The 20,795-nt window shown below is 51.0% G+C and carries 19 protein-coding genes; 15 read left to right on the forward strand and 4 right to left on the reverse strand.

The window, feature by feature from the left end:
- Nucleotide 1: 1 nt before the first annotated feature.
- Genes ACH32G_RS07985 through ACH32G_RS08025 form a run of 9 tightly spaced genes read left to right on the forward strand, consistent with a single transcriptional unit; the run spans nucleotide 2 to nucleotide 9,157 of the window.
- The gene (locus ACH32G_RS07985; protein WP_366971129.1) at nucleotides 2-1,105 is read left to right on the forward strand and encodes an EpsG family protein; all 1,104 of its coding nucleotides are present in this window, start codon (nucleotides 2-4) and stop codon (nucleotides 1,103-1,105) included.
- A gap of 18 nt (nucleotides 1,106-1,123) precedes the next feature.
- Nucleotides 1,124-2,161, forward strand: coding sequence for a glycosyltransferase family 2 protein (locus ACH32G_RS07990; protein WP_366969806.1), 1,038 nt, complete (start codon nucleotides 1,124-1,126; stop codon nucleotides 2,159-2,161).
- A 4-nt stretch (nucleotides 2,162-2,165) separates the two neighbouring features.
- Nucleotides 2,166-3,242 carry a polysaccharide pyruvyl transferase family protein gene (locus tag ACH32G_RS07995; RefSeq protein WP_366971131.1) on the forward strand — a complete coding sequence of 359 codons (1,077 nt, stop codon included), beginning with the start codon at nucleotides 2,166-2,168 and terminating at the stop codon, nucleotides 3,240-3,242.
- Complete coding sequence (locus tag ACH32G_RS08000) at nucleotides 3,239-4,273, forward strand: glycosyltransferase (RefSeq protein ID WP_366971132.1); 1,035 nt, start codon at nucleotides 3,239-3,241, stop codon at nucleotides 4,271-4,273. The genes ACH32G_RS07995 and ACH32G_RS08000 overlap by 4 nt, the downstream gene beginning before the upstream one ends.
- On the forward strand, nucleotides 4,270-5,787 hold the full coding sequence (locus tag ACH32G_RS08005) for an MATE family efflux transporter (protein WP_448814178.1): 1,518 nt from the start codon (nucleotides 4,270-4,272) through the stop codon (nucleotides 5,785-5,787). The genes ACH32G_RS08000 and ACH32G_RS08005 overlap by 4 nt, the downstream gene beginning before the upstream one ends.
- Nucleotides 5,784-6,392: a sugar transferase gene (locus ACH32G_RS08010; RefSeq protein ID WP_448814179.1), complete on the forward strand. Its 609-nt coding sequence runs from the start codon at nucleotides 5,784-5,786 to the stop codon at nucleotides 6,390-6,392. Before ACH32G_RS08005 ends, ACH32G_RS08010 begins: the two co-directional genes overlap by 4 nt.
- Nucleotides 6,389-7,036: an acetyltransferase gene (locus ACH32G_RS08015; protein ID WP_448814180.1), complete on the forward strand. Its 648-nt coding sequence runs from the start codon at nucleotides 6,389-6,391 to the stop codon at nucleotides 7,034-7,036. The genes ACH32G_RS08010 and ACH32G_RS08015 overlap by 4 nt, the downstream gene beginning before the upstream one ends.
- A 4-nt stretch (nucleotides 7,037-7,040) precedes the next feature.
- Nucleotides 7,041-8,213: an aminotransferase class I/II-fold pyridoxal phosphate-dependent enzyme gene (locus ACH32G_RS08020; protein WP_448814181.1), complete on the forward strand. Its 1,173-nt coding sequence runs from the start codon at nucleotides 7,041-7,043 to the stop codon at nucleotides 8,211-8,213.
- Nucleotides 8,192-9,157 (forward strand): polysaccharide pyruvyl transferase family protein, encoded by a 966-nt coding sequence (locus tag ACH32G_RS08025; protein WP_448814182.1) that lies wholly within the window; start codon nucleotides 8,192-8,194, stop codon nucleotides 9,155-9,157. Before ACH32G_RS08020 ends, ACH32G_RS08025 begins: the two co-directional genes overlap by 22 nt.
- Nucleotides 9,158-9,170: 13 nt before the next feature.
- Here the strand turns inward: ACH32G_RS08025 and yvfG are convergent, their stop codons facing one another.
- Nucleotides 9,171-9,389, reverse strand: a complete 219-nt coding sequence (yvfG, locus tag ACH32G_RS08030; protein ID WP_003151570.1) for a protein YvfG — start codon at nucleotides 9,387-9,389, stop codon at nucleotides 9,171-9,173.
- 77 nt (nucleotides 9,390-9,466) lie between these two features.
- On the opposite strand from yvfG, the gene rpoN reads away from it, so the two are divergent.
- Entirely contained in the window at nucleotides 9,467-10,777 is a 1,311-nt protein-coding gene (rpoN, locus tag ACH32G_RS08035; protein ID WP_448814183.1) for an RNA polymerase factor sigma-54, read from the forward strand.
- 36 nt (nucleotides 10,778-10,813) lie between these two features.
- On the opposite strand, the gene lutP is transcribed toward rpoN, so the two are convergent.
- Nucleotides 10,814-12,490 (reverse strand): L-lactate permease LutP, encoded by a 1,677-nt coding sequence (gene lutP / locus ACH32G_RS08040; protein WP_414831320.1) that lies wholly within the window; start codon nucleotides 12,488-12,490, stop codon nucleotides 10,814-10,816.
- 204 nt (nucleotides 12,491-12,694) lie between these two features.
- Here lutP and ACH32G_RS08045 point away from each other — a divergent pair, with 204 nt between their 5' ends.
- The 5 genes from ACH32G_RS08045 (at nucleotide 12,695) to ACH32G_RS08065 (ending at nucleotide 17,703) form a co-directional block, all read left to right on the forward strand.
- The gene (locus ACH32G_RS08045) at nucleotides 12,695-13,414 is read left to right on the forward strand and encodes a FadR/GntR family transcriptional regulator (protein ID WP_016937870.1); all 720 of its coding nucleotides are present in this window, start codon (nucleotides 12,695-12,697) and stop codon (nucleotides 13,412-13,414) included.
- 30 nt (nucleotides 13,415-13,444) lie between these two features.
- Nucleotides 13,445-14,635 carry an aminotransferase-like domain-containing protein gene (locus ACH32G_RS08050; RefSeq protein WP_448814184.1) on the forward strand — a complete coding sequence of 397 codons (1,191 nt, stop codon included), beginning with the start codon at nucleotides 13,445-13,447 and terminating at the stop codon, nucleotides 14,633-14,635.
- A 171-nt stretch (nucleotides 14,636-14,806) separates the two neighbouring features.
- Nucleotides 14,807-15,523 (forward strand): (Fe-S)-binding protein, encoded by a 717-nt coding sequence (locus ACH32G_RS08055; protein WP_016937872.1) that lies wholly within the window; start codon nucleotides 14,807-14,809, stop codon nucleotides 15,521-15,523.
- Between the two features lie 27 nt (nucleotides 15,524-15,550).
- On the forward strand, nucleotides 15,551-16,981 hold the full coding sequence (locus ACH32G_RS08060; RefSeq protein WP_047477212.1) for a LutB/LldF family L-lactate oxidation iron-sulfur protein: 1,431 nt from the start codon (nucleotides 15,551-15,553) through the stop codon (nucleotides 16,979-16,981).
- Nucleotides 16,981-17,703 carry a LutC/YkgG family protein gene (locus tag ACH32G_RS08065; RefSeq protein WP_366969955.1) on the forward strand — a complete coding sequence of 241 codons (723 nt, stop codon included), beginning with the start codon at nucleotides 16,981-16,983 and terminating at the stop codon, nucleotides 17,701-17,703. Before ACH32G_RS08060 ends, ACH32G_RS08065 begins: the two co-directional genes overlap by 1 nt.
- Nucleotides 17,704-17,736: 33 nt before the next feature.
- On the opposite strand, the gene ACH32G_RS08070 is transcribed toward ACH32G_RS08065, so the two are convergent.
- Nucleotides 17,737-19,065 carry a GntP family permease gene (locus ACH32G_RS08070; RefSeq protein ID WP_016937875.1) on the reverse strand — a complete coding sequence of 443 codons (1,329 nt, stop codon included), beginning with the start codon at nucleotides 19,063-19,065 and terminating at the stop codon, nucleotides 17,737-17,739.
- A gap of 26 nt (nucleotides 19,066-19,091) precedes the next feature.
- A complete protein-coding gene (gntK, locus tag ACH32G_RS08075) occupies nucleotides 19,092-20,636 on the reverse strand; it encodes a gluconokinase (protein WP_064778601.1) in 1,545 nt (514 codons plus the stop codon).
- Nucleotides 20,637-20,795: the final 159 nt, after the last annotated feature.

Here is a 20,795-nt window from a genome sequence, read left to right on the forward strand (position 1 = left end):
AATGATTGTATATGTAGTCAATATGGGAATTGTTTATATTTGGTCATGGTTCGCAAAAATGTGCGGCGGGCGTGATCAATCGCTTTCAACCGGATACCGGCCGAATCAGCTCGTCATGCTCGTTCCGCTGGCATCGCTTGTATTGGTTTCCGGTTTGCGTTACAGAGTCGGGACGGATTTTCAGACGTACGCGCTGATGTACAAACTGGCGGGAAATTACGGGAGCATATGGGAGATCTTCGGGTTCGGAGCGAAAAAAGCAGCCGTTGATCCGGGATTTACCGCTCTTATCTGGCTCATGAATTTTATCACGAAAGATCCGCAAATCATGTATTTCACCGTGGCGGTCGTGACATGCAGCTTTATTTTAAAGGGGCTCGTTGAGTTCGGCCGTCCGTTTGAGCTGAGTGTGTTTTTGTTTTTGGGCACGTATCATTATTACGCTTCCTTTAACGGAATCAGGCAGTATATGGTGGCGGCCGTTTTGTTTTGGGCAGTCCGCTATGTGATAAATGGAAGCTGGAAGCGTTATATGTCCATCGTGCTGTTGTGTTCGCTCTTTCATTCCTCGGCCTTAATCATGATTCCGGTTTATTTTCTCGTCAGAAAAAGAGCCTGGTCGCCCGCGATTTTCGGACTGTCGGCATTGTTTCTTCTCATGACGTTTCTGTATCAGAAGTTCATTTCGCTGTTTGTCGTCGTGCTGGAAAACAGCTCGTACGGCCATTATGAGAAATGGCTGATGACGAATACGAACGGGATGAACGTCGTAAAAATCGCGGTGCTGCTGCTGCCGCTGTTTTTGGCTTTTTGCTACCGGGAGCGGCTGCGGAAGCTCTGGCCTGACATTGATGTTATCGTGAATTTCTGTCTGCTCGGCCTGCTCTTCGGTCTTTTGGCGACAAAGGACGTTATTTTCGCCCGGTTTAATATATATTTCGGCCTTTACCAAATGATCCTGATCCCTTATTTTGTGAGGATTTTTGATGAAAAATCGAATGCGCTGATCTATATCGCCATTATTGTCTGTTATTTTCTTTACAGCTATTTGCTTATGCCGGTCGATTCGTCTGTGCTTCCGTACAGAACGATTTTTTCCCGGTAATGGATACTGGAGGTTTATATGGAAACACCCGCGGTCAGTTTATTAATTGCTGTGTATAATACGGAAACTTATTTAGAAAGATGCTTAGATTCATTGCTCAATCAGTCGCTCGCCAATATCGAAATCATCGCCGTCAATGACGGGTCAACGGACCAAAGCCCGGACATTCTTGAAATCTATCAGAAGCGGGATGAGAGAATCCGGGTCATTCATCAGCAAAACCGGGGACTCGGCGCGGTCCGCAACAAGGGGATTGAGGCGGCGCGCGGCGAATTTATCGCTTTTATTGATGCGGACGACTGGGTTGAACCCGATTATTGCCTGCGCATGTATGAAAAAGCGAAGGCTCATCAGGCTGATCTCGTGATTTGCGAATATGCGGCCGAATTTGCGGAGACGGGGAAAACCGCCGTTTCAACGATCGCTTCAGCATACGAGGGCCGTCCGAAACAGCTGTACCTAAAAGATTTATTCGAAGGAAGAGTCAGCGGATTTTCATGGAACAAGCTGTACAAAAGGGCTATGATCGAACAGCATCGGCTGCGCTTTCCGCTTCGGGATGAGCTTGAGCACGTGGAGGATCAGTACTTCAGCCTCCGGGCGCATGTTTTCGCCGGTGCGGTCTCGTACGTGGATCAGCCGCTCTATCATTATCGGATTCACTTGACTTCTATTGTGCAAAGCTATCAGAAAAAGCTGTTTGACTCAGGTCTCGTTCTCTATCGGCTGAACGAGGCTTTTTTGCGTGAAAACGGCTGCTTACAGGAATACCGGCAGGAGCTTGATTATTTTATCGTCCAGCACGGAACAGTCTGCCTGCTGAATGAATGGAAGCGGAATAACGGCGGCCGGTTCTCCGAAAAATGGCGGAATATCAGCCGGATATGCGCTGATCCCGTGTTCCGGCTGAGTCTTTCCAAAACCGGAACGGCGCCGTTTGACGCCAAACGCTCATGCCTTCTGCTTTTGGCGAGGCTGAAGCTGATTCCGTTCGTATCGCTGGCATCAGCCGCGTATCAGCGGGCAATCGAGTACAAAATGAAAATCAGAGGGTGAAGACATGTCGATACAATCTTTAAAAATCAATCTCGCGGAATGGCTTTTGCTAAAGGTCAAATACCCGTCCCAATTTCATTTCGGAACGGCAGCGGACAGGGCGGAGCATACAGCGGCAAGAAAAAAGATCATTCTGACGCTGCTTCCGTCCCACGATAATCTCGGTGATCATGCCATCGCCTATGCAAGCAAAACGTTTCTTGAACGGGAATATCCCGATTTTGACCTGATTGAGGTCGATATGAAGGATATTTACAGGTCCGCAAAAGCGCTGATCAAAAAGCGCCATCCCGATGATATGGTATTCATCATCGGCGGCGGAAACATGGGGGATTTGTACCGGTATGAGGAATGGACGCGCCGTTTTATTATAAAAACATTCAGGCAGTATCGAATCGTTCAGCTTCCGGCGACGGCTCACTTTTCTGATTCAAAAAAGGGGCGGAAGGAACTGAAACGCGCCCAAAAAGTGTACAATGCGCATCCCGACCTTCTGCTGATGGCGAGAGATGAGACGACGTATCAGTGGATGAAGCGGCATTTTCCCGGAAAAGCTGTGCTCAAACAGCCTGACATGGTCTTATATTTGGATAAAAGCGAGCGGCACATCCCGCGGGAAGGGATCTACCTTTGTTTACGGGAGGATAAGGAGAGTGCGCTGACAGCTGAGGAAAGAACGATGGTAAAAGAAGCTTTGAAAAAAGAGTACGGAGAGCTGCATAGCTTTACCACGACGGTCGGCCGGAGGGTCAGCCGCCATACACGCGAAGGGGAGCTGGAGGCGCTGTGGAATACGCTGAAAGGCGCGGAGGCGGTAGTCACTGACAGGCTTCACGGGATGATTTTTTGCGCGCTGACGAAAACGCCTTGTGTCGTCATTCGTTCGTTTGATCATAAAGTGATGGAAGGCTTTCAATGGCTGAAACATATACCGAACATGACACTGCTTGAACGTCCGGAGTCTGAAGCCGTGACGGCCGCAGTAAACGGGCTGCTGAGCGGCAAGCATGAGGCAGACGGTTCTTTGCGCAGTGTTTATTTTGCCGGGCTGCGCTCGAAAATCAGCGGTGATGCCCAATGAACGCGCCGCTTGTGAGCGTGATCGTCCCGATGTATAAGACAGAGCCTTTTATTAAAGAATGCGCTGTCTCTTTAACAAAACAGACGCTGAGAGACATCGAAATCATTTTCGTCAATGACGGCTCACCGGATCAGTCCGGCCGGATTGCCGAACAATTCGCCGCAGAAGATGCGAGAATCCGGGTGATTCATAAAGAAAACGGCGGCCTCAGCTCGGCCCGCAATGCCGGAATAAAAGCCGCCCGCGGCCGTTATATCGGCTTTGCGGATGGCGATGACTATGCGGCGGAAACGATGTTCGAGCGGCTTTATGAAGAAGCGAAGAAGAACCGGCTTGATATCGCCGGCTGCGGTTATTACAAAGAAACGCCGTCTAAAGAAAGAACGTATATGCCGCCGTCCCTTCCGCCGGGCCGCATCTTCACGGCGGCTGAGATGACTGAATTGCTGACCCGCGCGCACGAACATCGATTTATTTGGTATGTGTGGCGCTATATATACCGGAGAGAAGCGCTGCAAGGGCTGTTGTTCCATGAAGATATCCGGTTTGCCGAAGATTCTCCGTTTAACTTGGCAGCGTTCAAGCAAGCCTCGCGTGTCAAAGTGATAGATGAAGGGCTGTACGTGTACCGGGAAAACCCGCAAAGCCTTACAGAAAAACCGTTTAAGCCTCACTTAGATGACGAACTTCAGAAGCAATATGAGGCGAAAATGGCTTTTTATGAGGCGAACGGGCTGACGGACGCCTGCCGGGGCGATATCGATACGTATTTGTGCAAGCATCAGATCCCGATGCTGATCGCCAACGCATGCGCCGCCCCGCAGCCGTCACATCAGATTACGGCGCACATCGGCAGAATTTTGACGTATGACATGGTAAAAACGGCGGTGCGCAGCACGCCGTGCCGGCATAAACAGCTGCTGGCGGGGGAGCGTGTGGTGCTCGGTCTGTGCAAAATGCGCCTTCCGCTTCTTCTGCATGCGTTTTTCGAACGGAAAACGAAAGAGAAAGGCAGTGCGGAAGGAGCATGAAATTTGCCATTAATTTCGGCGCCAATGTGACGGCGTTTTTACTATCGGTGTTTTTATCAATGTGGATGACGCCCTTTATTGTGAAAACATTAGGTGTGGAGGCTTTTGGATTTGTCCATCTGACACAGAATATCATTAACTATTTCTCGATTATTACCGTCGCGCTGAGCTCTGTCGTTGTGAGGTTTTTCACCGTCGCCGCCCACAGGGGGAACAGAGATGAGGCCAATGCGTATGTAAGCAATTATTTAGCCGCGTCTGCCGTGATATCGCTCTTGCTCGCTGTGCCGCTCGCCGGGACGGCTTTTTTTATTGACAAGATCATGAATGTGCCGGCCGGGCTGGTTACGGATGTGAGGCTCTCTATCGTCATCGGCAGTGTGCTGTTTATGCTGACGTTTTTGACGGCGGGATTCGCGACAGGGCCGTTTTTTGCCAACAAGCTTTATATCACAAGTTCCATTCAGGCCGTGCAAATGCTGGTCAGGGTGCTGTGTGTGCTCGCCCTGTTTACGTGCCTGCCGCCGAAGATCTGGCAGATCCAGCTTTCGGCTTTAGCGGGAGCCGTCTGTGCGGCCGTGCTGACGTTTTTCTTTTTTAAGAAATTGATTCCGTGGTTTTCTTTCAGCCGTAAAACCTTGTCATTACAGACGAGTAAAGTGCTGTTTTCGGCCGGTGCCTGGAGTTCTGTCAATCAGATCGGCGTGCTGCTGTTTCTGCAGATTGACCTCATGACGGCCAACCTCGTGCTGGGGCCGTCTGAAGCGGGTGTCTATGCGGCGATTATCCAATTTCCGCTTTTGCTCAGAAGTCTCGCCGGGACGCTTGCTTCGCTGTTTGCGCCGGTTTTGACTTCCTGCTATTCAAAAGGCGATATGGAAGGCCTCCTGTCTTACGCCAATAAGGCCGTGCGGCTCAACGGGCTTCTGCTCGCGCTTCCCGCGGCATTATTGGGAGGGCTTGCCGAACCGTTTCTGGCGATTTGGCTGGGCCCGTCATTTGTGCAGACGGCGCCGCTTTTATACATTCACGCCGGGTACTTGGCGGTCAGTCTCTCTGTCATGCCGCTTTTTTACGTATGGACGGCTTTTAATAAACAAAAAACGCCCGCCGTCGTTACTTTATGTTTAGGCGGACTGAATGTCATATTGGCCGTGGTTCTCAGCGGACCGGCTCATCTCGGCCTGTACGGCATCACCATTGCCGGGGCTGTCTCCCTCATCATGAAAAATGCCGTCTTCACGCCGCTGTATGTTTCGCATATTACCGGCTTTCAGAAAACCGCGTTTTACAAAGGAATGTTCGGCCCGTTGGCGGCGGCCGTATTTGCCTGGGCTGTCTGCCGGGGTATCCGGCTGTTTTCACCGCTTGACAGCTGGGCCGGTCTGATCGCCGCGGGACTTGCCGTATGCATGAGCTATGCCGCATTCGCTTTTTTCTTCATTTGTACGAAAGAAGAAAGGCGGCTTGCTTTACAGAAATGCCGAAAAGTGAAAGGAGCTGTTCACATTTGAAGGTGAAACGTGTATTTGATATAGCGGCCGCGATGTTGTTATTGTGCGGCGCAAGTGTCATTCTTCTCTTCGCCATGGCAGCCGTCAGATGCGCCATCGGGTCTCCCGTATTATTCAAACAGACGAGACCGGGGCATAACGGGCGTCCGTTTACGTTGTATAAACTCAGGACGATGACGGATGCGCATGATGAAAACGGTGTGCTGCTTCCGGATCATCTCCGTCTGACCAAAATGGGAAAGCTCATCAGAAAACTGAGCATCGATGAGCTTCCCCAGCTTTTTAATGTGATTAAAGGCGATATCAGTCTGGTCGGACCCCGCCCGTTGCTGATGGATTATCTGCCGCTTTACACGGCGGAGCAGGCGCGGCGGCACGAGGTGAAACCGGGAATTACGGGCTGGGCGCAGATTAACGGGAGAAACGCGATTTCCTGGGAAGAGAAATTCAAGCTTGACGTGTGGTATGTCGACAACCGCTCATTCCTTCTCGACTTAAAGATTCTGCTTTTAACGGTGAAAAAAGTTCTCGTGTCTGAAGGCATACACCAAGCCGGCCAAGTGACGGCAAAGCGCTTCACAGGCAGCGGAGATATGTCATCGTGAAAAAGGTCGTGCTGATCGGAAACGGCGGACACGGAAAAGTGGTGAAGGAAATCGTGCAGGCCCGTTCCGATATGGAGCTTACGGGCGTATTGGACGACGGATTCAGCGGTTTTGCCGTTCGGAACGGTTTATATACGGGCCGGACGAAAGACGTGCACAGGCTTCTGCAACTCGTCCCTGAAGCCGTGTTCACGATATGCATCGGACATAACGGTGTCAGAAAGCAGCTTGCTGAAACGCTTGGGATTGAACAAGACAATTATGCCGCACTCATTCACCCGGAGGCAATCGTCAGTGAAACGGCTTCCGTCGGACACGGAACGGTTGTGATGGCGGGTGCCGTCATTCAGGCGGGCGCTGACATCGGCGCCCATTGCATCATCAATACGGGTGCGGTTGCCGATCATGACAATACAATCGGAGATTACGTCCATCTTTCACCGCGCGCGGCGCTTGCCGGCGGAGTGAAAGTCGGGGAAGGAGCGCACGTCGGAATCGGGGCGTCCGTCATACCGCAGATGGACATCGGCCCTTGGTCCGTGATCGGCGCGGGGGCTGCCGTCATCAGCCGGATTCCCGATCATGTGACGGCGGTCGGCGTTCCGGCCCGCGTCATCTCCTCTATTCATAATGAAAAAGGATGATTTCATGCATACAAACAAACGGATTTATTTATCTCCGCCGCATATGAGCGGAAAAGAACAGGAATACATCGCGGAAGCCTTCCGTTCCAATTGGATTGCGCCGCTCGGTCCGCTCGTCAATTCGTTTGAAGCGCGGCTGGCGGAATATGCGGGAGTGAAAAGCGCGGCGGCTGTAAGCACGGGAACGGCGGCCATCCATCTAGCCCTGCGGCTTGCGGGTGTGAAAAAAGGAGACGCTGTATTTTGCCCCTCCTTTACATTTGTCGCCACGGCGAATCCGATTGTGTACGAGCAGGCAGAGCCCGTTTTTATTGATTCGGAATGGGAGACGTGGAACATGTCGCCCGACGCGCTTGAGCGGGCGCTCCAGGATGCAAAACGGCGCGGCAGGCTCCCGAAAGCGGTGATCGCCGTCAATCTTTACGGCCAAAGCGCAAAAATGGATGAACTCATGAGCCTTTGCGACGCATACGATGTCTGTCTGATTGAAGATGCTGCCGAGTCTTTAGGATCAACATATAAAGGCAGACAGAGCGGCACATTCGGCCGTTTCGGCATTTATTCCTTTAACGGAAACAAAATCATTACAACATCGGGAGGCGGCATGCTCGTGTCTGACGATGAAGCCGCGATTGAAAAAGCGAGGTTTCTTGCGTCACAGGCGAGAGATGCCGCCGTTCATTACCAGCACAGCGAGCTCGGTTATAACTACAGACTCAGCAACATTCTCGCAGGGGTGGGTATATCACAGCTGGAAGTGCTCGAAGATCGCGTCCGGGCGAGGAGAGACATTTTTCACAGGTATCGGGAAGCGCTGGAAACGTATCCGGGAATCCGCATGATGCCGGAGCTTGAAGGAACGGTTTCAAACCGCTGGCTGACGGCTCTGACGCTTGATAACGGCGTGACGCCGGAAGAAGCCGTCGCCTATCTTGCAAAACAGCATATTGAGGCCCGTCCGTTGTGGAAACCGCTGCATACGCAGCCGCTTTTCTCGTCTTCCGTCTTTTATCCTCACAGTGAAGATGAGCGGGTCTCTGAGAATCTTTTCAGCCGGGGGATTTGTCTGCCGTCCGGATCTGACTTATCTATTGACGAGCAGCAGCGTGTCATTGACGCACTTGCGCATCTGTTTGAAACGAAAGGGGAGAAAACATGGACAGCCGCCATGTCATGAGCCGATTAAAAGAGACGCTGGCAGGGCTGCTCAGCGTCATACCGCCCCAGTCTGACATCATTTATGCCGACTATCCCCTCTACGGAAATGTAGGGGATTTATTAATTATGAAAGGGACGGAGGCGTTTTTTAAAGCGCACGGCATCCGCGTGAAACAACGCTGGAACCCTGATAATTTTCCATTCGGGCGCCGGGCGGGCAAAGAAACGATCATCGTCTGCCAGGGAGGCGGGAATTTCGGGGATCTCTATCCGTACTATCAGACGTTCAGAGAAAGAATCGTCAAAGTCTTTCCGGAAAACAGGATCGTCATTCTGCCGCAATCCATCTATTATCAGGATAAAACACGGCTGCGAAAGACAGCGGCGCTTTTTGCGGAGCACAAGGATCTGCATCTGTTTACGAGAGATCATGTGTCATACGAAACCGCGAAACGCTTTTTTTCGGCAAATCATATCGGGCTTATGCCGGATATGGCCCATCAGCTGTATCCGATCCGGACGGCAGCGGCTCCGTCACGCGGCAGGCTTCATTTTATCCGCACGGACGGGGAAATCAATCCGAATCTGCAAACCGATTCTTCCGTTGAAAGCTGCGACTGGCAGCATGTGCTGTCAGCAAGTGACCGCCGGGGGATCGCTTTTTTTCAAACACTGAATGTTTTGAATAAAAAAGCGGGAAACCCGCTGCCGATTGCGCGGTTTTGGAAACGCTATTCCGATTTCTTAACGAAAAAAGCGGTCCTGTTTTTCAGCAGGTACGAATCGGTGGAAACGTCAAGGCTTCACGGCCACATTCTGTCCTCGCTTCTTGGGAAACCAAATACCGTCATTGATAATTCATACGGGAAAAACGCCAACTATTATCACACTTGGATGCACGAAGCGCCGGACGTCCGTCTGATCGGGGAAACCGCCGGCACGAAGGAAAACCTTCCGCTTTGAATGAGCGGAAGGTTTATTTTGTTTCTCCACGTTTTACTTTGTTATATGCCTCATCCAAATGCTGAATTCTTTTGAGCACAACCGAGTTCTTTGTCAGCTGATCCTGGACAAGGGTTGAGACGACGGAACGGTAATAGCTGTTCATCGCATGAATTCGGTCTTCATTCGGATTCATTTCAATATGCTGTGTAAAGTTTTCAATAAAATACGGAACAGAAAAAAGTTCTGACATCTATAAAGCAACTCCTTTTAATAAGTATATACGGTATGAAACCAATCATGTACAATGAAAAAAGGGGAGTGAGCATGATGGATATCAAACTTCAGCAAACACAAATGTTAAAGCCTCAATTAACGCAAGAGCTTAAACAGGCTATCACATTACTCGGATACAATTCCGCGGAACTGGCCGGATATATTGATGAGCTCTCACTGGAAAACCCTCTGATTGAACGAAAGGAAACAGACACGCCGCCACTATCTTACCATAAAACAAGTAAAAACAGGATGAAAGAACGGGACGGAAGCCAGCAGATCAGACTTACGCGCAAAACGCTGCAGGATTCGCTCAAACAGCAGGCCTTGGACATGAAGCTGTCCGATCATGAGAAGAAAATTTTTAATTATCTGATATATTCTTTGGATTCAAACGGATATTTAAATGAGGACATACAAGCTGCCGCCGACCATGTATCCGCATCATTGGAGGAGACGGAAGCGGTTCTTTCAAAGCTTCAATCGCTTGAGCCAGCGGGAATCGGCGCTCGGTCTTTGCAGGAATGCATCCTTCTTCAGCTCCGCCGTCTGCCCGAACGGAACGAACAGGCGGAATGGATTGCCGGCGCCTATTTTGAGCTATTTGCAAGAAAGAACTGGAAAGCGCTTACAATGAAGACGGGCATTCCGCTGAAAGACATTCAGGACATCTTTGACATGATCAGCGCGCTTGATCCGAGGCCGGGGCTCCGTTATGCGCATGAGGAGCCGGGTTTTTACGTGGAACCGGATATTTTCATCACGGTGAAAAACGGCACCATTCAAGCGCGGCTCAACAGCCGTTCGTTCCCTGACATCCAGCTTCATGCCCATTACCAGCCGCTATTGTCAGCCGCCGGATGCCGTGATACGAAAAACTATCTGTCGGCGAAATATCAGGAATGGCGCTGGCTGAACCGGGCGTTGTCGCAAAGAAAACAAACCATCACGAGAATCATCGGCGTCCTGACTGAACGGCAGGCATCCTTTTTTCTCACAGGAAAAAGCGGAATGCAGCCGCTGACCTTAAGAGAGGTGGCGGAAACGCTGGAGCTCCACGAATCAACGATCAGCCGGGCCATCAAAGGGAAGTACGTTCAGACGCCGTACGGACTGTATGAAATGAAAACATTTTTCTCGGCGAAAGCTGAATCATCGGGAGACGGCGGCGCCTCCAATTATGCCGTAAAAGCGCATCTGGAAGCATTGGTCCGTAAAGAAGATAAAAAGAAACCTTTTTCAGACCAAAAGCTTGCCGATCTGCTGCACGAACAACATGACATCCGAATCTCCAGACGCACCGTCGCCAAATACCGTGACCAATTAAATATTCCGCCGTCATCTGCGCGAAAACGGTACAGCTGAAACCTCCCCGAGCCATACCCGGGGAGGTTCTCCGTGTTACGGGATCATCCATGAAAACAGATGATGCTGTAAAAATGTCATGAGACAGACGAGTAGAAGCAAAAACAGACTGTGCTTAATCGTAAAGCGGAAAAGGTCAGCTTCCTTGCCCGCCAGACCGACAGCGGCACAGGCAACCGCAATGGATTGCGGAGAAATCATTTTTCCGGTGACACCGCCTGATGAATTGGCGGCGACGGAGAGAACCGGTTCCATCCCGACAGAGAGCGCCGTCACCTTTTGCAATCCGCCGAATAACAGATTGGCCGACGTATCAGAGCCGGTAATAAACACGCCGAGCCAGCCGAGCACAGGTGAAAAAAAGGTAAACATCGCGCCCGTCATGGCAAGCGCAAGACCGAGTGTCGTGCTCATGCCGGAAGCGTTCGTCACATAAGCAAAGCCGACAACAGAAACGATGGTGACGATCGGAAGCGTCAATTCTTTCACCGTTTCTATAAACGCCCCGCCCCATGCCTTCCACGACATGCCGAGTGCGAACTTGGAGATGACGGCGGCAATCAGAATCGCGGTGCCCGCTGAACCGAGAAGCTCAAGCTTGTACACCGCTTCAATCGGCGTGCCATCCGCCTGAAGAATTTGCTGATTTACAAATGGGACGGGAGGCGTGAAAGTCAATGCACGCCCGGCTGCATTCAGCCAGGAAAGCCAAATTGACGTTCCTTCATAATGGCCGGTCAGGGCGGCCTTCACTCCGGGAATCCCCCAAACGGATATCATGGCCGTCAGAAGAAGAAAAGGAGACCACGCTTTAAATATTTGAGCGCCTCCGTACACGGCCGGCACCCCGTCGATGGACGCTGCTGATTCCCGTTCTGCCGCGAAACGAAAGGCCGTTTTCGGTTTCCAAAACTTTAAAAACACAGCGAGCGCGGCCATGGAAACTAGCGCCGACAGCACATCCGGCAGTTCAGGCCCTAAAAAGTTCGAGCTTGCATACTGCATGGCCGCAAAGGAAACGCCGGAAACAAGAATGGCCGGCCATACTTCAAAAGCCTTTTTAAACCCGCTCATCAAAATGATTAAATAAAGCGGTATAAACACGGATAAAAACGGCAGCTGCCGGCCGACCATTTGAGAAATGTCCATAGCCGGTATCCCGGTCGGACCTTCGACGGCGGTAATCGGAATGCCGATCGCGCCAAAGGCAACGGGCGCCGTATTGGCAATCAGGCAAATCCCCGCCGCATAAAGCGGCTGAAAACCAAGTCCGACAAGCAAAGCGGCCGAGATCGCGACGGGAGCGCCGAAACCGGCGGCGCCTTCTAAAAACGCCCCGAAAGAAAAGGCGATGAGCAGCGCCTGCAAACGCCGGTCATCTGTAATGGACAGCACTGAACTCCGGATAATCTCAAATTGTCCCGTTTTCACGGTGATTTTATACAAAAAGACCGATGTGACGATAATCCAGCCGATCGGAAGCAGCCCGTACACCGCTCCCTGCGAAGCCGACAGCACCGCTTTTTCCGCCGGCATGCCGTACACAAATACAGCGATTAAAAGCGAAACGGCTAACGTCAAAAGCCCCGCTATATACCCCTTCATCCGTTTCACCGCAAGCGCCCAAAAAAAGAAGATCATCGGCACGAGCGCGCAAGCTGCCGATAAAAGCAAATTTCCCCCTAATGGAGCATACCCCTGTGTCCATTGCATCCCTAAAAAACCCCTCCTTATGTCATGCGAGCGATTACTTTTATGATAAGGTCATCTGATGACCGGGTTAATTAGCATTATATTTTGAAAGTTTTGAAAATACAATCCTTTTCTTGAACAAATTGTCTGTACCTGTCGGCGGTGCGAAAAAAGAAGTATAATAGACGATAAACATCAAGATTCACAAGTGACGGGGTGATCGCGTTGAAATATAAACAAATTAAAACGAAAAAAATCTACGAAGAAATCGCTGATGCATTGCTGGAGAAGATAAAAGCGGGCGAGCTTAAGCCGGGTGAAAAGCTTGATTCCGTTCAGACGCTTTCCGAGAGCTTTCAGGTCAGCCGCTCGGCGGTCAGAGAAGCGCTGTCGGCTTTAAAAGCGATGGGGCTCGTCGACATGAAGCAGGGAGAAGGCACATACATAAGAGAATTTGAGCCGTCCCATATTTCCCAGCCGCTTTCTTCCGCTCTCTTAATGAAAAAAGAGGATGTCAAACAGCTGCTCGAAGTCAGAAAGCTGCTTGAACTCGGCGTCGCCGCCATGGCCGCTGAAAAACGCACCGAAGAGGATTTACAAAAAATCCGTCAGGCCCTCATGGAGATGAAAGACATCGACGGAGACGAAGAATTGGGCGAAAAAGCAGATTTCTCCTTTCACATGGCGCTGGCGGAGGCATCACAAAACGGCCTGCTCAAGCATCTCATGAATCATGTCTCTGCGCTTCTTTTGGAAACGATGAGAGAAACGAGAAGAATTTGGCTGTTTTCTAAACGAACGAGCGTGCAGCGATTGTATGAAGAGCATGAACGCATTTACAGCGCCGTCGCGGCCGGAGACGCGGATGAAGCGGAAGCCGCGATGACCGCACACCTGACCAATGTGGAAGAAGTGCTGGGGGCTTATTTTGAAGAAAATGTATAGAAGCTGACTTGTGAAAGGGGATAAGATCACATGCAGGCCGAATCTTTTTTTCCTGACCATGTAAAGAAAGCTCTGACAAACGATCCTCCCGGGGAGTGGATGCCGGCTGTTCCAAAAGCGTGCATCCCTCTGCATTCCGGCTATCCCGATCCCGCGCTCGTTCCTGATAAGGAGCTGAAAGAAGCCGCGTCCCGCCTTCTGGATGAGGAGCGCGATCTGCCGCTGCATTATATGGGAAGTCCGAGGACGGCCGTTTTAAAAAAGCAGATTCAAGAACGGTTGGCTATCCGCGGCATTCGCTGCCGTGACGATGAGCTGCTCGTGACCTCGGGCGCCTGTCAGGCGATAGATCTGGCAGCCCGGGTGTTCCTCGATGAACAAACCGCGGCTGCCGCAGAAGCTCCGGCTTACATGGAAGCGCTCGAGATTTTTAAAAATTACACACCGCATATGATGAGCATTCCGGCAGATCAAGACGGCCTGCAAACAGAAACATTAGCGTTCATGCTTGAGGAAAGAAAACGAAAAGGGCTTGTGCTTCCGCGTCTTCTTTACACGATACCCGCTTTTCAGAATCCTGCGGGAACCGTGATGTCATCGAAGCGGAGAACCCGCCTGCTTCAGCTTGCCGACACATATGATTTTCTCATCTTGGAGGATGACGCATACGGCGAGCTCGGATTCACGGATATCCCGCCGTCATTGAAAGCCATGGATCAGAACGGCCGGGTGCTGTACGCCGGTTCATTTTCAAAAGTCATCGCCCCGGGTCTGAGAATCGGCTGGATTGCAGGGGACGCTGCATTCATCAAGGCATTGTCTTGGTTTAAAAAAGATTTGGATCATCCATTTTCTCAAGCGGTGACCGCCGTCTATCTGGAACAAATGAATGTTGAAGAACGGCTCGCCGCCTTGCGTAAAGCATACCGGAGCAAACGTGACGTATTGATCGCCGCATTAAAGCAATATCTGCCCGAGTCCGCATCCTGGCACGTGCCGGACGGCGGTTATTTTGTCTGGGTGAAAGTGCCGGGGGCGGATACGTCTGCACTTCTGGAGCGGGCTCTTTCTCACGGTGTTTCCTATGTACCCGGTAAATATTTTTTTCTGCATCAGGAAGACGGCGCAGAATATCTCCGTCTGTCGTTCAGTTACGCAGGGAAAGCCGCGCTAAAAGAGGGGGTCCAACGGCTGGGACGCCTGCTGAAAAATGAGGCGTAAAGAAGCATTCGGGCTTCTCTTTTTTTTGTGCTCTTAGCGCATCGGACAAAAGGATTTTTCAGAAAAACCTTCCAATCCATATTCAGAATAGTGTAGGATATTTATAGAGCTTTCCAAAAACAGGTCATCAGATGACCAGATCACATATTGAGGATGAAAGAGGGGTTCATCATGAAAGTCTCATTATTTGTCACGTGCCTTGTGGATATGTTCCAGACCAATGTCGGAAAGGCGACGGTTGAGGTGCTGGAACGGCTCGGGTGTGAGGTGGATTTTCCCGAGGGTCAGATTTGCTGCGGGCAGCCCGCATACAACAGCGGGTATGTGACGGACGCGAAAAAAGCGATGAAGCAGATGATTGCCGCGTTTGAAAAAGCGGAGTACGTCGTCAGTCCGTCAGGTTCCTGTACGACGATGTTCCGTGAATATCCGCATCTGTTTCAGGACGATCCGAAGTGGGCGGAAAAAGCGCAGCAGCTTGCGGACAAAACGTATGAGTTAACAGATTTTATCGTCAATGTTCTCGGGGTGGAGGATGTCGGGGCGGTGCTGCATAAAAAAGCGACATTACATACGTCGTGCCACATGACAAGGCTGCTCGGCGTGTCGGAGGAGCCGATGAAGCTTTTGCGCCATGTAAAGGGGCTTGAGTTTACTTCGCTTCCCGGAAAACATCAATGCTGCGGATTCGGAGGAACGTTTTCAGTAAAAATGGCGCAAATCTCTGAGCAAATGGTGGATGAAAAGGTCGCCTGCGTGGAAGAAACGGAGGCCGAGGTGCTGATCGGGGCGGATTGCGGCTGTCTGATGAATATCGGAGGGCGTCTTGACCGTAAGGATAAAAACGTCAGAGTCATGCACATCGCCGAAGTGCTGAACAGCAGATAACACGAGAAACCACAGGGGGGTAAAATCATGGCGATGAAAATCGGTACCGCCGCTTTTAAAGAGCGGGTATCAGAAGGAATAGATAATGAATATATGAGAGGAGCCGTCTCCGGAGCGCAGGAACGGCTCAGGACGAGAAGGCTTCAGGCGGCAGAGGAATTGGGAAACTGGGAGGATTGGCGTTCCCATGCGGAGGAAATCAGACAGCATGTGCTGGACAATCTTGATTTCTATTTAGAACAGCTCGCCGAAAACGTCGCCAAAAGAGGGGGGCACGTATTTTTCGCCGAAACGGCGGAAGAAGCGTCCTCCTATATCCGCGATGTCATCCGGCAGAAAAACGCCAAAAAAATCGTAAAATCCAAATCCATGGTGACAGAAGAAATCAATATGAACGAAGTGCTTGAAGAAGAGGGCTGTGAAGTCACAGAAACGGATCTCGGCGAATATATTCTCCAGATTGACGATCACGATCCGCCGTCACATATTGTTGCTCCGGCTCTTCACAAAAACAAAGAGCAGATTCGTGACGTCTTTAAAGAGAGACTCGAATACAAACAGACGGAAAAACCGGAAGAGCTCGTCATGCACGCGCGCAGCGTCCTCCGGAAAAAATTTCTCGAAGCGGATGTCGGCATCACGGGCTGTAACTTTGCAATCGCGGATACGGGATCGGTCAGTCTCGTGACAAACGAAGGAAACGGCCGCCTTGTGTCCGCGCTGCCGAAGACGCAGATCACCGTGATGGGAATGGAGCGGATCGTTCCTTCATTTTCTGAGTTTGAAGTGCTTGTCAGCATGCTGACGAGAAGCGCCGTCGGCCAGCGGCTTACAAGTTACATTACGGCGCTGACGGGCCCTCGGCAGGAGGGAGAAGCAGACGGGCCGGAGGAATTCCACCTCGTGGTCGTGGATAACGGGCGTTCCCGCATACTCGGCACGGAATTTCAATCGGTGCTGCAATGTATCCGCTGCGCCGCCTGCATCAATGTCTGTCCCGTATACCGACATGTCGGCGGACACTCGTACGGGTCCATCTATTCGGGTCCGATCGGCGCCGTCCTATCGCCCCTTCTCGGCGGATACGATGAGTATAAGGAGCTCCCGTACGCATCTTCCTTATGCGCGGCCTGTACGGAAGCGTGTCCTGTTAAAATTCCGCTGCACGAGCTGCTGCTCAAGCATCGGCAGAACATCGTGGAAAAAGAGGGCAAAGCGCCGTTCAGCGAAAAACTGGCCATGAAAGCCTTCGGGATCGGCTCGTCATCCCCGTCCCTTTATAAAATGGGATCAAAATGGGCGCCTGCCGCCATGACGCCGTTTACGGAAGATGACAAAATATCAAAAGGGCCGGGGCCGTTAAAGGGATGGACCGCAGTCCGGGACTTCCCGGCGCCGCATAAATCGAGATTCAGAGATTGGTTTTTTGACCGGGAAAAACAAAAGGGGGAAGAATGATGATGAAAGGGACGGTTAAACATCAGGAATCCTTTTTAAACCGGATCGCCGAACGTCTGGGCAGAGAGCGCAGAAAAGCAGGCGTGTCCCTGCCTGAATGGAAGTACCAGCCTCAATATGAAACGCATGCGGGCTGTACGGAAGATGATCTTGTCACGATGCTGAAAGACCACTGCGTCAACATTCATACCGAGCTGATCGAAACGGATGCCGCCGGGCTGTACGCCGCTTTGCGCACGCAGGTGGACCGTTTTGAAGGAGGGCCTGTCATCATTCCGAAAGACAGCCGCTTTGAAACGTACGGCCTGCAGACTCTTATGTCGGAAGAGTGGCCGGATGAAGGCATTCCGGTTTGGGAATGGGATGCGGAACAAGGAGCGAAAAATATTGAAAAAGCGGAACAAGCGAATGTAGGCATTACATTCAGCGAGATTACGCTTGCTGAATCAGCCACCGTCGTTTTGTATGCGTCAGAGCATGCCGGCCGATCAGTCAGCCTGCTTCCGACCACCTATATCGCAATCATTCCGAAATCTTCCATTGTGCCGAGAATGACGCAGGCCAGCGATATCCTGAAACAGCAGATCAGAGACGGCGTCACCGTTCCTTCCTGCATCAACTATATTACCGGACCGAGCAACTCGGCCGATATCGAAATGGACTTGGTTGTCGGCGTCCACGGACCCGTGAAAGCCGCTTATATCCTTGTAAATGACCGATAAAAAACAACCCCCGGCCAAAACCGGGGGTTGTTTTTATATAAACGCGTTAATAATCATAATAAAACAAATCGCACTGACAGAAATAATCGTTTCCATCGCCGTCCATGTCAGGAACGTTTCTTTCACGGTCATTCCGAAATACTCTTTAATGAGCCAGAAACCGGAGTCGTTGACGTGAGACAGAATCAAAGAGCCTGCTCCCGTTGCCAAAACAAGAAGCTCGCTGCTGACCCCCGGCATGACAGATGCAATCGGTGCAACAATACCGGCCGCCGTCATCATGGCGACAGTCGCTGAACCTGTCGCGACACGGATGACTGCCGCGATCGTCCAGCTTAAAAGAACGGGAGAGAAGCTCGAATGCTTCGCCATGTCTGCGATGTACGTGCCGACGCCTGAATCAATCAGAACGTTGTTAAAAGCGCCGCCGGCTCCGATCACGAGCAGAATGGAAGCGATCGGTCCCAGACAGTCATTGCTGAATTTTAAAATGCTTTCTCTGTTAAAGCCCTGATAAAATCCAAGGCTGAAAAAGGAGTAAACCGTGGCGATCAAAAGCGCCGTGACAGGGTCGCCGATAAATTTAAAAGTGTCATAGAGCGCGCTTTTTTCCGGAAGCGCAATTTCGGCAAGCGTTGCCATAAGCATCAGAATCACCGGTACTAATATCGTAAACAATGTATTTGCGAATCCCGGAAGCTTGCGTTTTTCATTCCGTTCAATAAATTGTTTTTTCAACAGTTCGGGGACGGGTTTGTGAATGCGCTTACCGATCCATTTTCCGTAAAGCGGACCTGCGATGATAGCAGTCGGAATGCCGACAATTAAAGAATACACAATCGTTTTTCCGACATTGGCGTGATAAATGCCGACAGCCGCCATCGCCGCAGGGTGGGGCGGAACCAATCCGTGCACGACGGAAAGTCCCGCAAGGAGCGGAATTCCGATCGTCACTAATGAAACACCGGTTTCAATCGCAATCGTAAACAGAAGCGGCACGAGCAGGACGAAGCCGACCTGGAAAAAGACCGGGATGCCGACGATAAAAGCGACGGCCACCATCGCCCAATGCACTTTCTTTTTGCCGAAACGGCCGATCAGGGTGTGGGCGATCCGCTCCGCACCGCCTGATTCAGCCATCATTTTTCCGAGCATCGTGCCGAGGGCCAGCACGATCGCAAGCAGAGACAGCGTATTGCCGAGCCCGGTTTTCATCGAAGTGATAATGTCCGGCAGCTTCATGCCCGCTGCGAAACCGACAAGAATGGATGTAATCAAAAGACTGATAAAAGGATTTAACTTAGCGACCGTAATCAATAAGAGTAAAACGATAATAGCGGCAATGACTATAAACAGTAACATGACCTTTTCACCCTTTCAAAGAAGAATTAACGGCTTTGTTTGAGCTGAAATTCACTGATGACGTCAAATTCATCTTTGAGCTTGTCATACAGCCGCTCGTATAAGTAAAACAGCTCAATATATGTTTCGCTGTTTTTGACATTCGGTTCATGACGGTGAGAAATTCTGATCCAGTCCTGAACATCCTCAATCTGTTCCATTTCGCCAATGCTGTGTAAAGCGAGGACGGCAGCTCCGAGCGCCGATGCCTCATAACTTTCCGGAACGAGGACTTCCCGTCCCATCGTATCGGACAAAATCTGCCTCCACAGCGGCGATCTCGCAAACCCTCCGGATGCCCGCACATCTTTTGCGGGGCCCGCCAAATCTCTCAGTGCGACACCGATCGAAAAGACGCTCATGATGACGCCTTCCAGCACCGCTCTGATAAAATGCTCCCGTTTATGGCGGAGGCTGATGCCGAAAAACGTTCCGCGGGCATTCGGATTCCAAAACGGCGCGCGCTCTCCTGATAAAAACGGCAGAAACAGCAGACCATCAGAGCCTGCGGGCACTTTATCCGCGATATCAATCATTAAATCGTACGGATCGATGCCAAGCCGCTTCGCCGTTTCGACCTCAGGAGAAGCGAATTCATCACGAAGCCAGCGCAGCATAATGCCTCCGTTATTCGTCGGTCCTCCGATGACCCAATGCTTGTCAGTCAGCGCATAACAGAACGTCCGCGCTTTTTCATCCGTCACCGGCTTATCCGTCACCGAACGTACGGCTCCGCTTGTTCCGATCGTAACGGCTACCTCGCCTTTGCCGATCGCGCCTACTCCCAGATTGGCAAGCACGCCGTCATTTGCGCCGATGATAAACGGAGTATTCGCATGAATGCCCATCCGTGCCGCGATTTCCGGCGCAAGGCCGCATAGCCGGTGAGTGGTCGGCACGATGTCCGACAGCTGATCTTCCCGGATTCCGGCAATCCGGAGCGCTTCTTCATCCCATGAAAGCGTCTCTAAACGGAACAGCCCCGTTGCCGAAGCGATCGAATAATCAACGACATAAGTTCCGAAAAACTCGTGCAAAATATATTCCTTAATACTGATGAATTTGGCGGCTTTCGCGAATGTCTCCTTATCCTGTTCTCTCATCCACACAATTTTGGAAAGGGGAGACATCGGGTGAATCGGTGTGCCCGTTCTTTTATAAATATCGAAACCGTTCATTTCTTTTAAAATCCGTTTTGATTGCTCGGCGCTGCGGTTGTCCGCCCAAATGATGCTTTTGGTCAGCAGGCCGCCGTTTTGATCGACAGCAATCAATGAGTGCATGGCGGTGCTGATACCGATTGCCAGCAGGTTGTCCGGGCTCAGTCCGGCCTTTGTGACGGCGCCTCTGATGCTCGCGATAACAGCTTCCAAAATGTGCTCGGGATCCTGCTCGGCCCATGCCGGCTTTGGCTGTATTAAATCATAGTGAACCGAATGTTTGGATAGCACTTTGCCTCTTGGTCCGAACAGAACGGCTTTCGTGCTGGTCGTGCCGATATCCAGACCGATAACAGCTTGGGTTTCCTTCATATATATCCCGCCTACTCTAATTGAATAATAAGATAGATTGATAATGTATGCCCTTACAAAGTCAATTATAGGAATAATTTTTTTATAAATCAACGATAGAGAAGAAAATTTTTTTCACAAAATTGCCTCAATTCCCGCTGTATCGGCTTTTCTCTTTGA

The organism is Bacillus sp. CIS52, assembly GCF_053545315.1.

Bases quoted from the DNA above. Each gene is read 5' to 3' on its own strand.
- gntK (WP_064778601.1), bottom strand. From the start codon at position 20,636: ATGAAGGAAACCCAAGCTGTTATCGGTCTGGATATCGGCACGACCAGC.
- ACH32G_RS08025 (WP_448814182.1), top strand. From the start codon at position 8,192: ATGGACAGCCGCCATGTCATGAGCCGATTAAAAGAGACGCTGGCAGGG.
- ACH32G_RS08000 (WP_366971132.1), top strand. From the start codon at position 3,239: ATGAACGCGCCGCTTGTGAGCGTGATCGTCCCGATGTATAAGACAGAG.
- ACH32G_RS08050 (WP_448814184.1), top strand. From the start codon at position 13,445: ATGCAGGCCGAATCTTTTTTTCCTGACCATGTAAAGAAAGCTCTGACA.
- ACH32G_RS08060 (WP_047477212.1), top strand. From the start codon at position 15,551: ATGGCGATGAAAATCGGTACCGCCGCTTTTAAAGAGCGGGTATCAGAA.
- ACH32G_RS08070 (WP_016937875.1), bottom strand. From the start codon at position 19,065: ATGTTACTGTTTATAGTCATTGCCGCTATTATCGTTTTACTCTTATTG.
- ACH32G_RS07985 (WP_366971129.1), top strand. From the start codon at position 2: ATGATTGTATATGTAGTCAATATGGGAATTGTTTATATTTGGTCATGG.
- rpoN (WP_448814183.1), top strand. From the start codon at position 9,467: ATGGATATCAAACTTCAGCAAACACAAATGTTAAAGCCTCAATTAACG.
- ACH32G_RS08055 (WP_016937872.1), top strand. From the start codon at position 14,807: ATGAAAGTCTCATTATTTGTCACGTGCCTTGTGGATATGTTCCAGACC.
- ACH32G_RS08065 (WP_366969955.1), top strand. From the start codon at position 16,981: ATGATGAAAGGGACGGTTAAACATCAGGAATCCTTTTTAAACCGGATC.
- lutP (WP_414831320.1), bottom strand. From the start codon at position 12,490: ATGCAATGGACACAGGGGTATGCTCCATTAGGGGGAAATTTGCTTTTA.
- ACH32G_RS07990 (WP_366969806.1), top strand. From the start codon at position 1,124: ATGGAAACACCCGCGGTCAGTTTATTAATTGCTGTGTATAATACGGAA.
- ACH32G_RS08020 (WP_448814181.1), top strand. From the start codon at position 7,041: ATGCATACAAACAAACGGATTTATTTATCTCCGCCGCATATGAGCGGA.
- ACH32G_RS07995 (WP_366971131.1), top strand. From the start codon at position 2,166: ATGTCGATACAATCTTTAAAAATCAATCTCGCGGAATGGCTTTTGCTA.
- ACH32G_RS08005 (WP_448814178.1), top strand. From the start codon at position 4,270: ATGAAATTTGCCATTAATTTCGGCGCCAATGTGACGGCGTTTTTACTA.
- yvfG (WP_003151570.1), bottom strand. From the start codon at position 9,389: ATGTCAGAACTTTTTTCTGTTCCGTATTTTATTGAAAACTTTACACAG.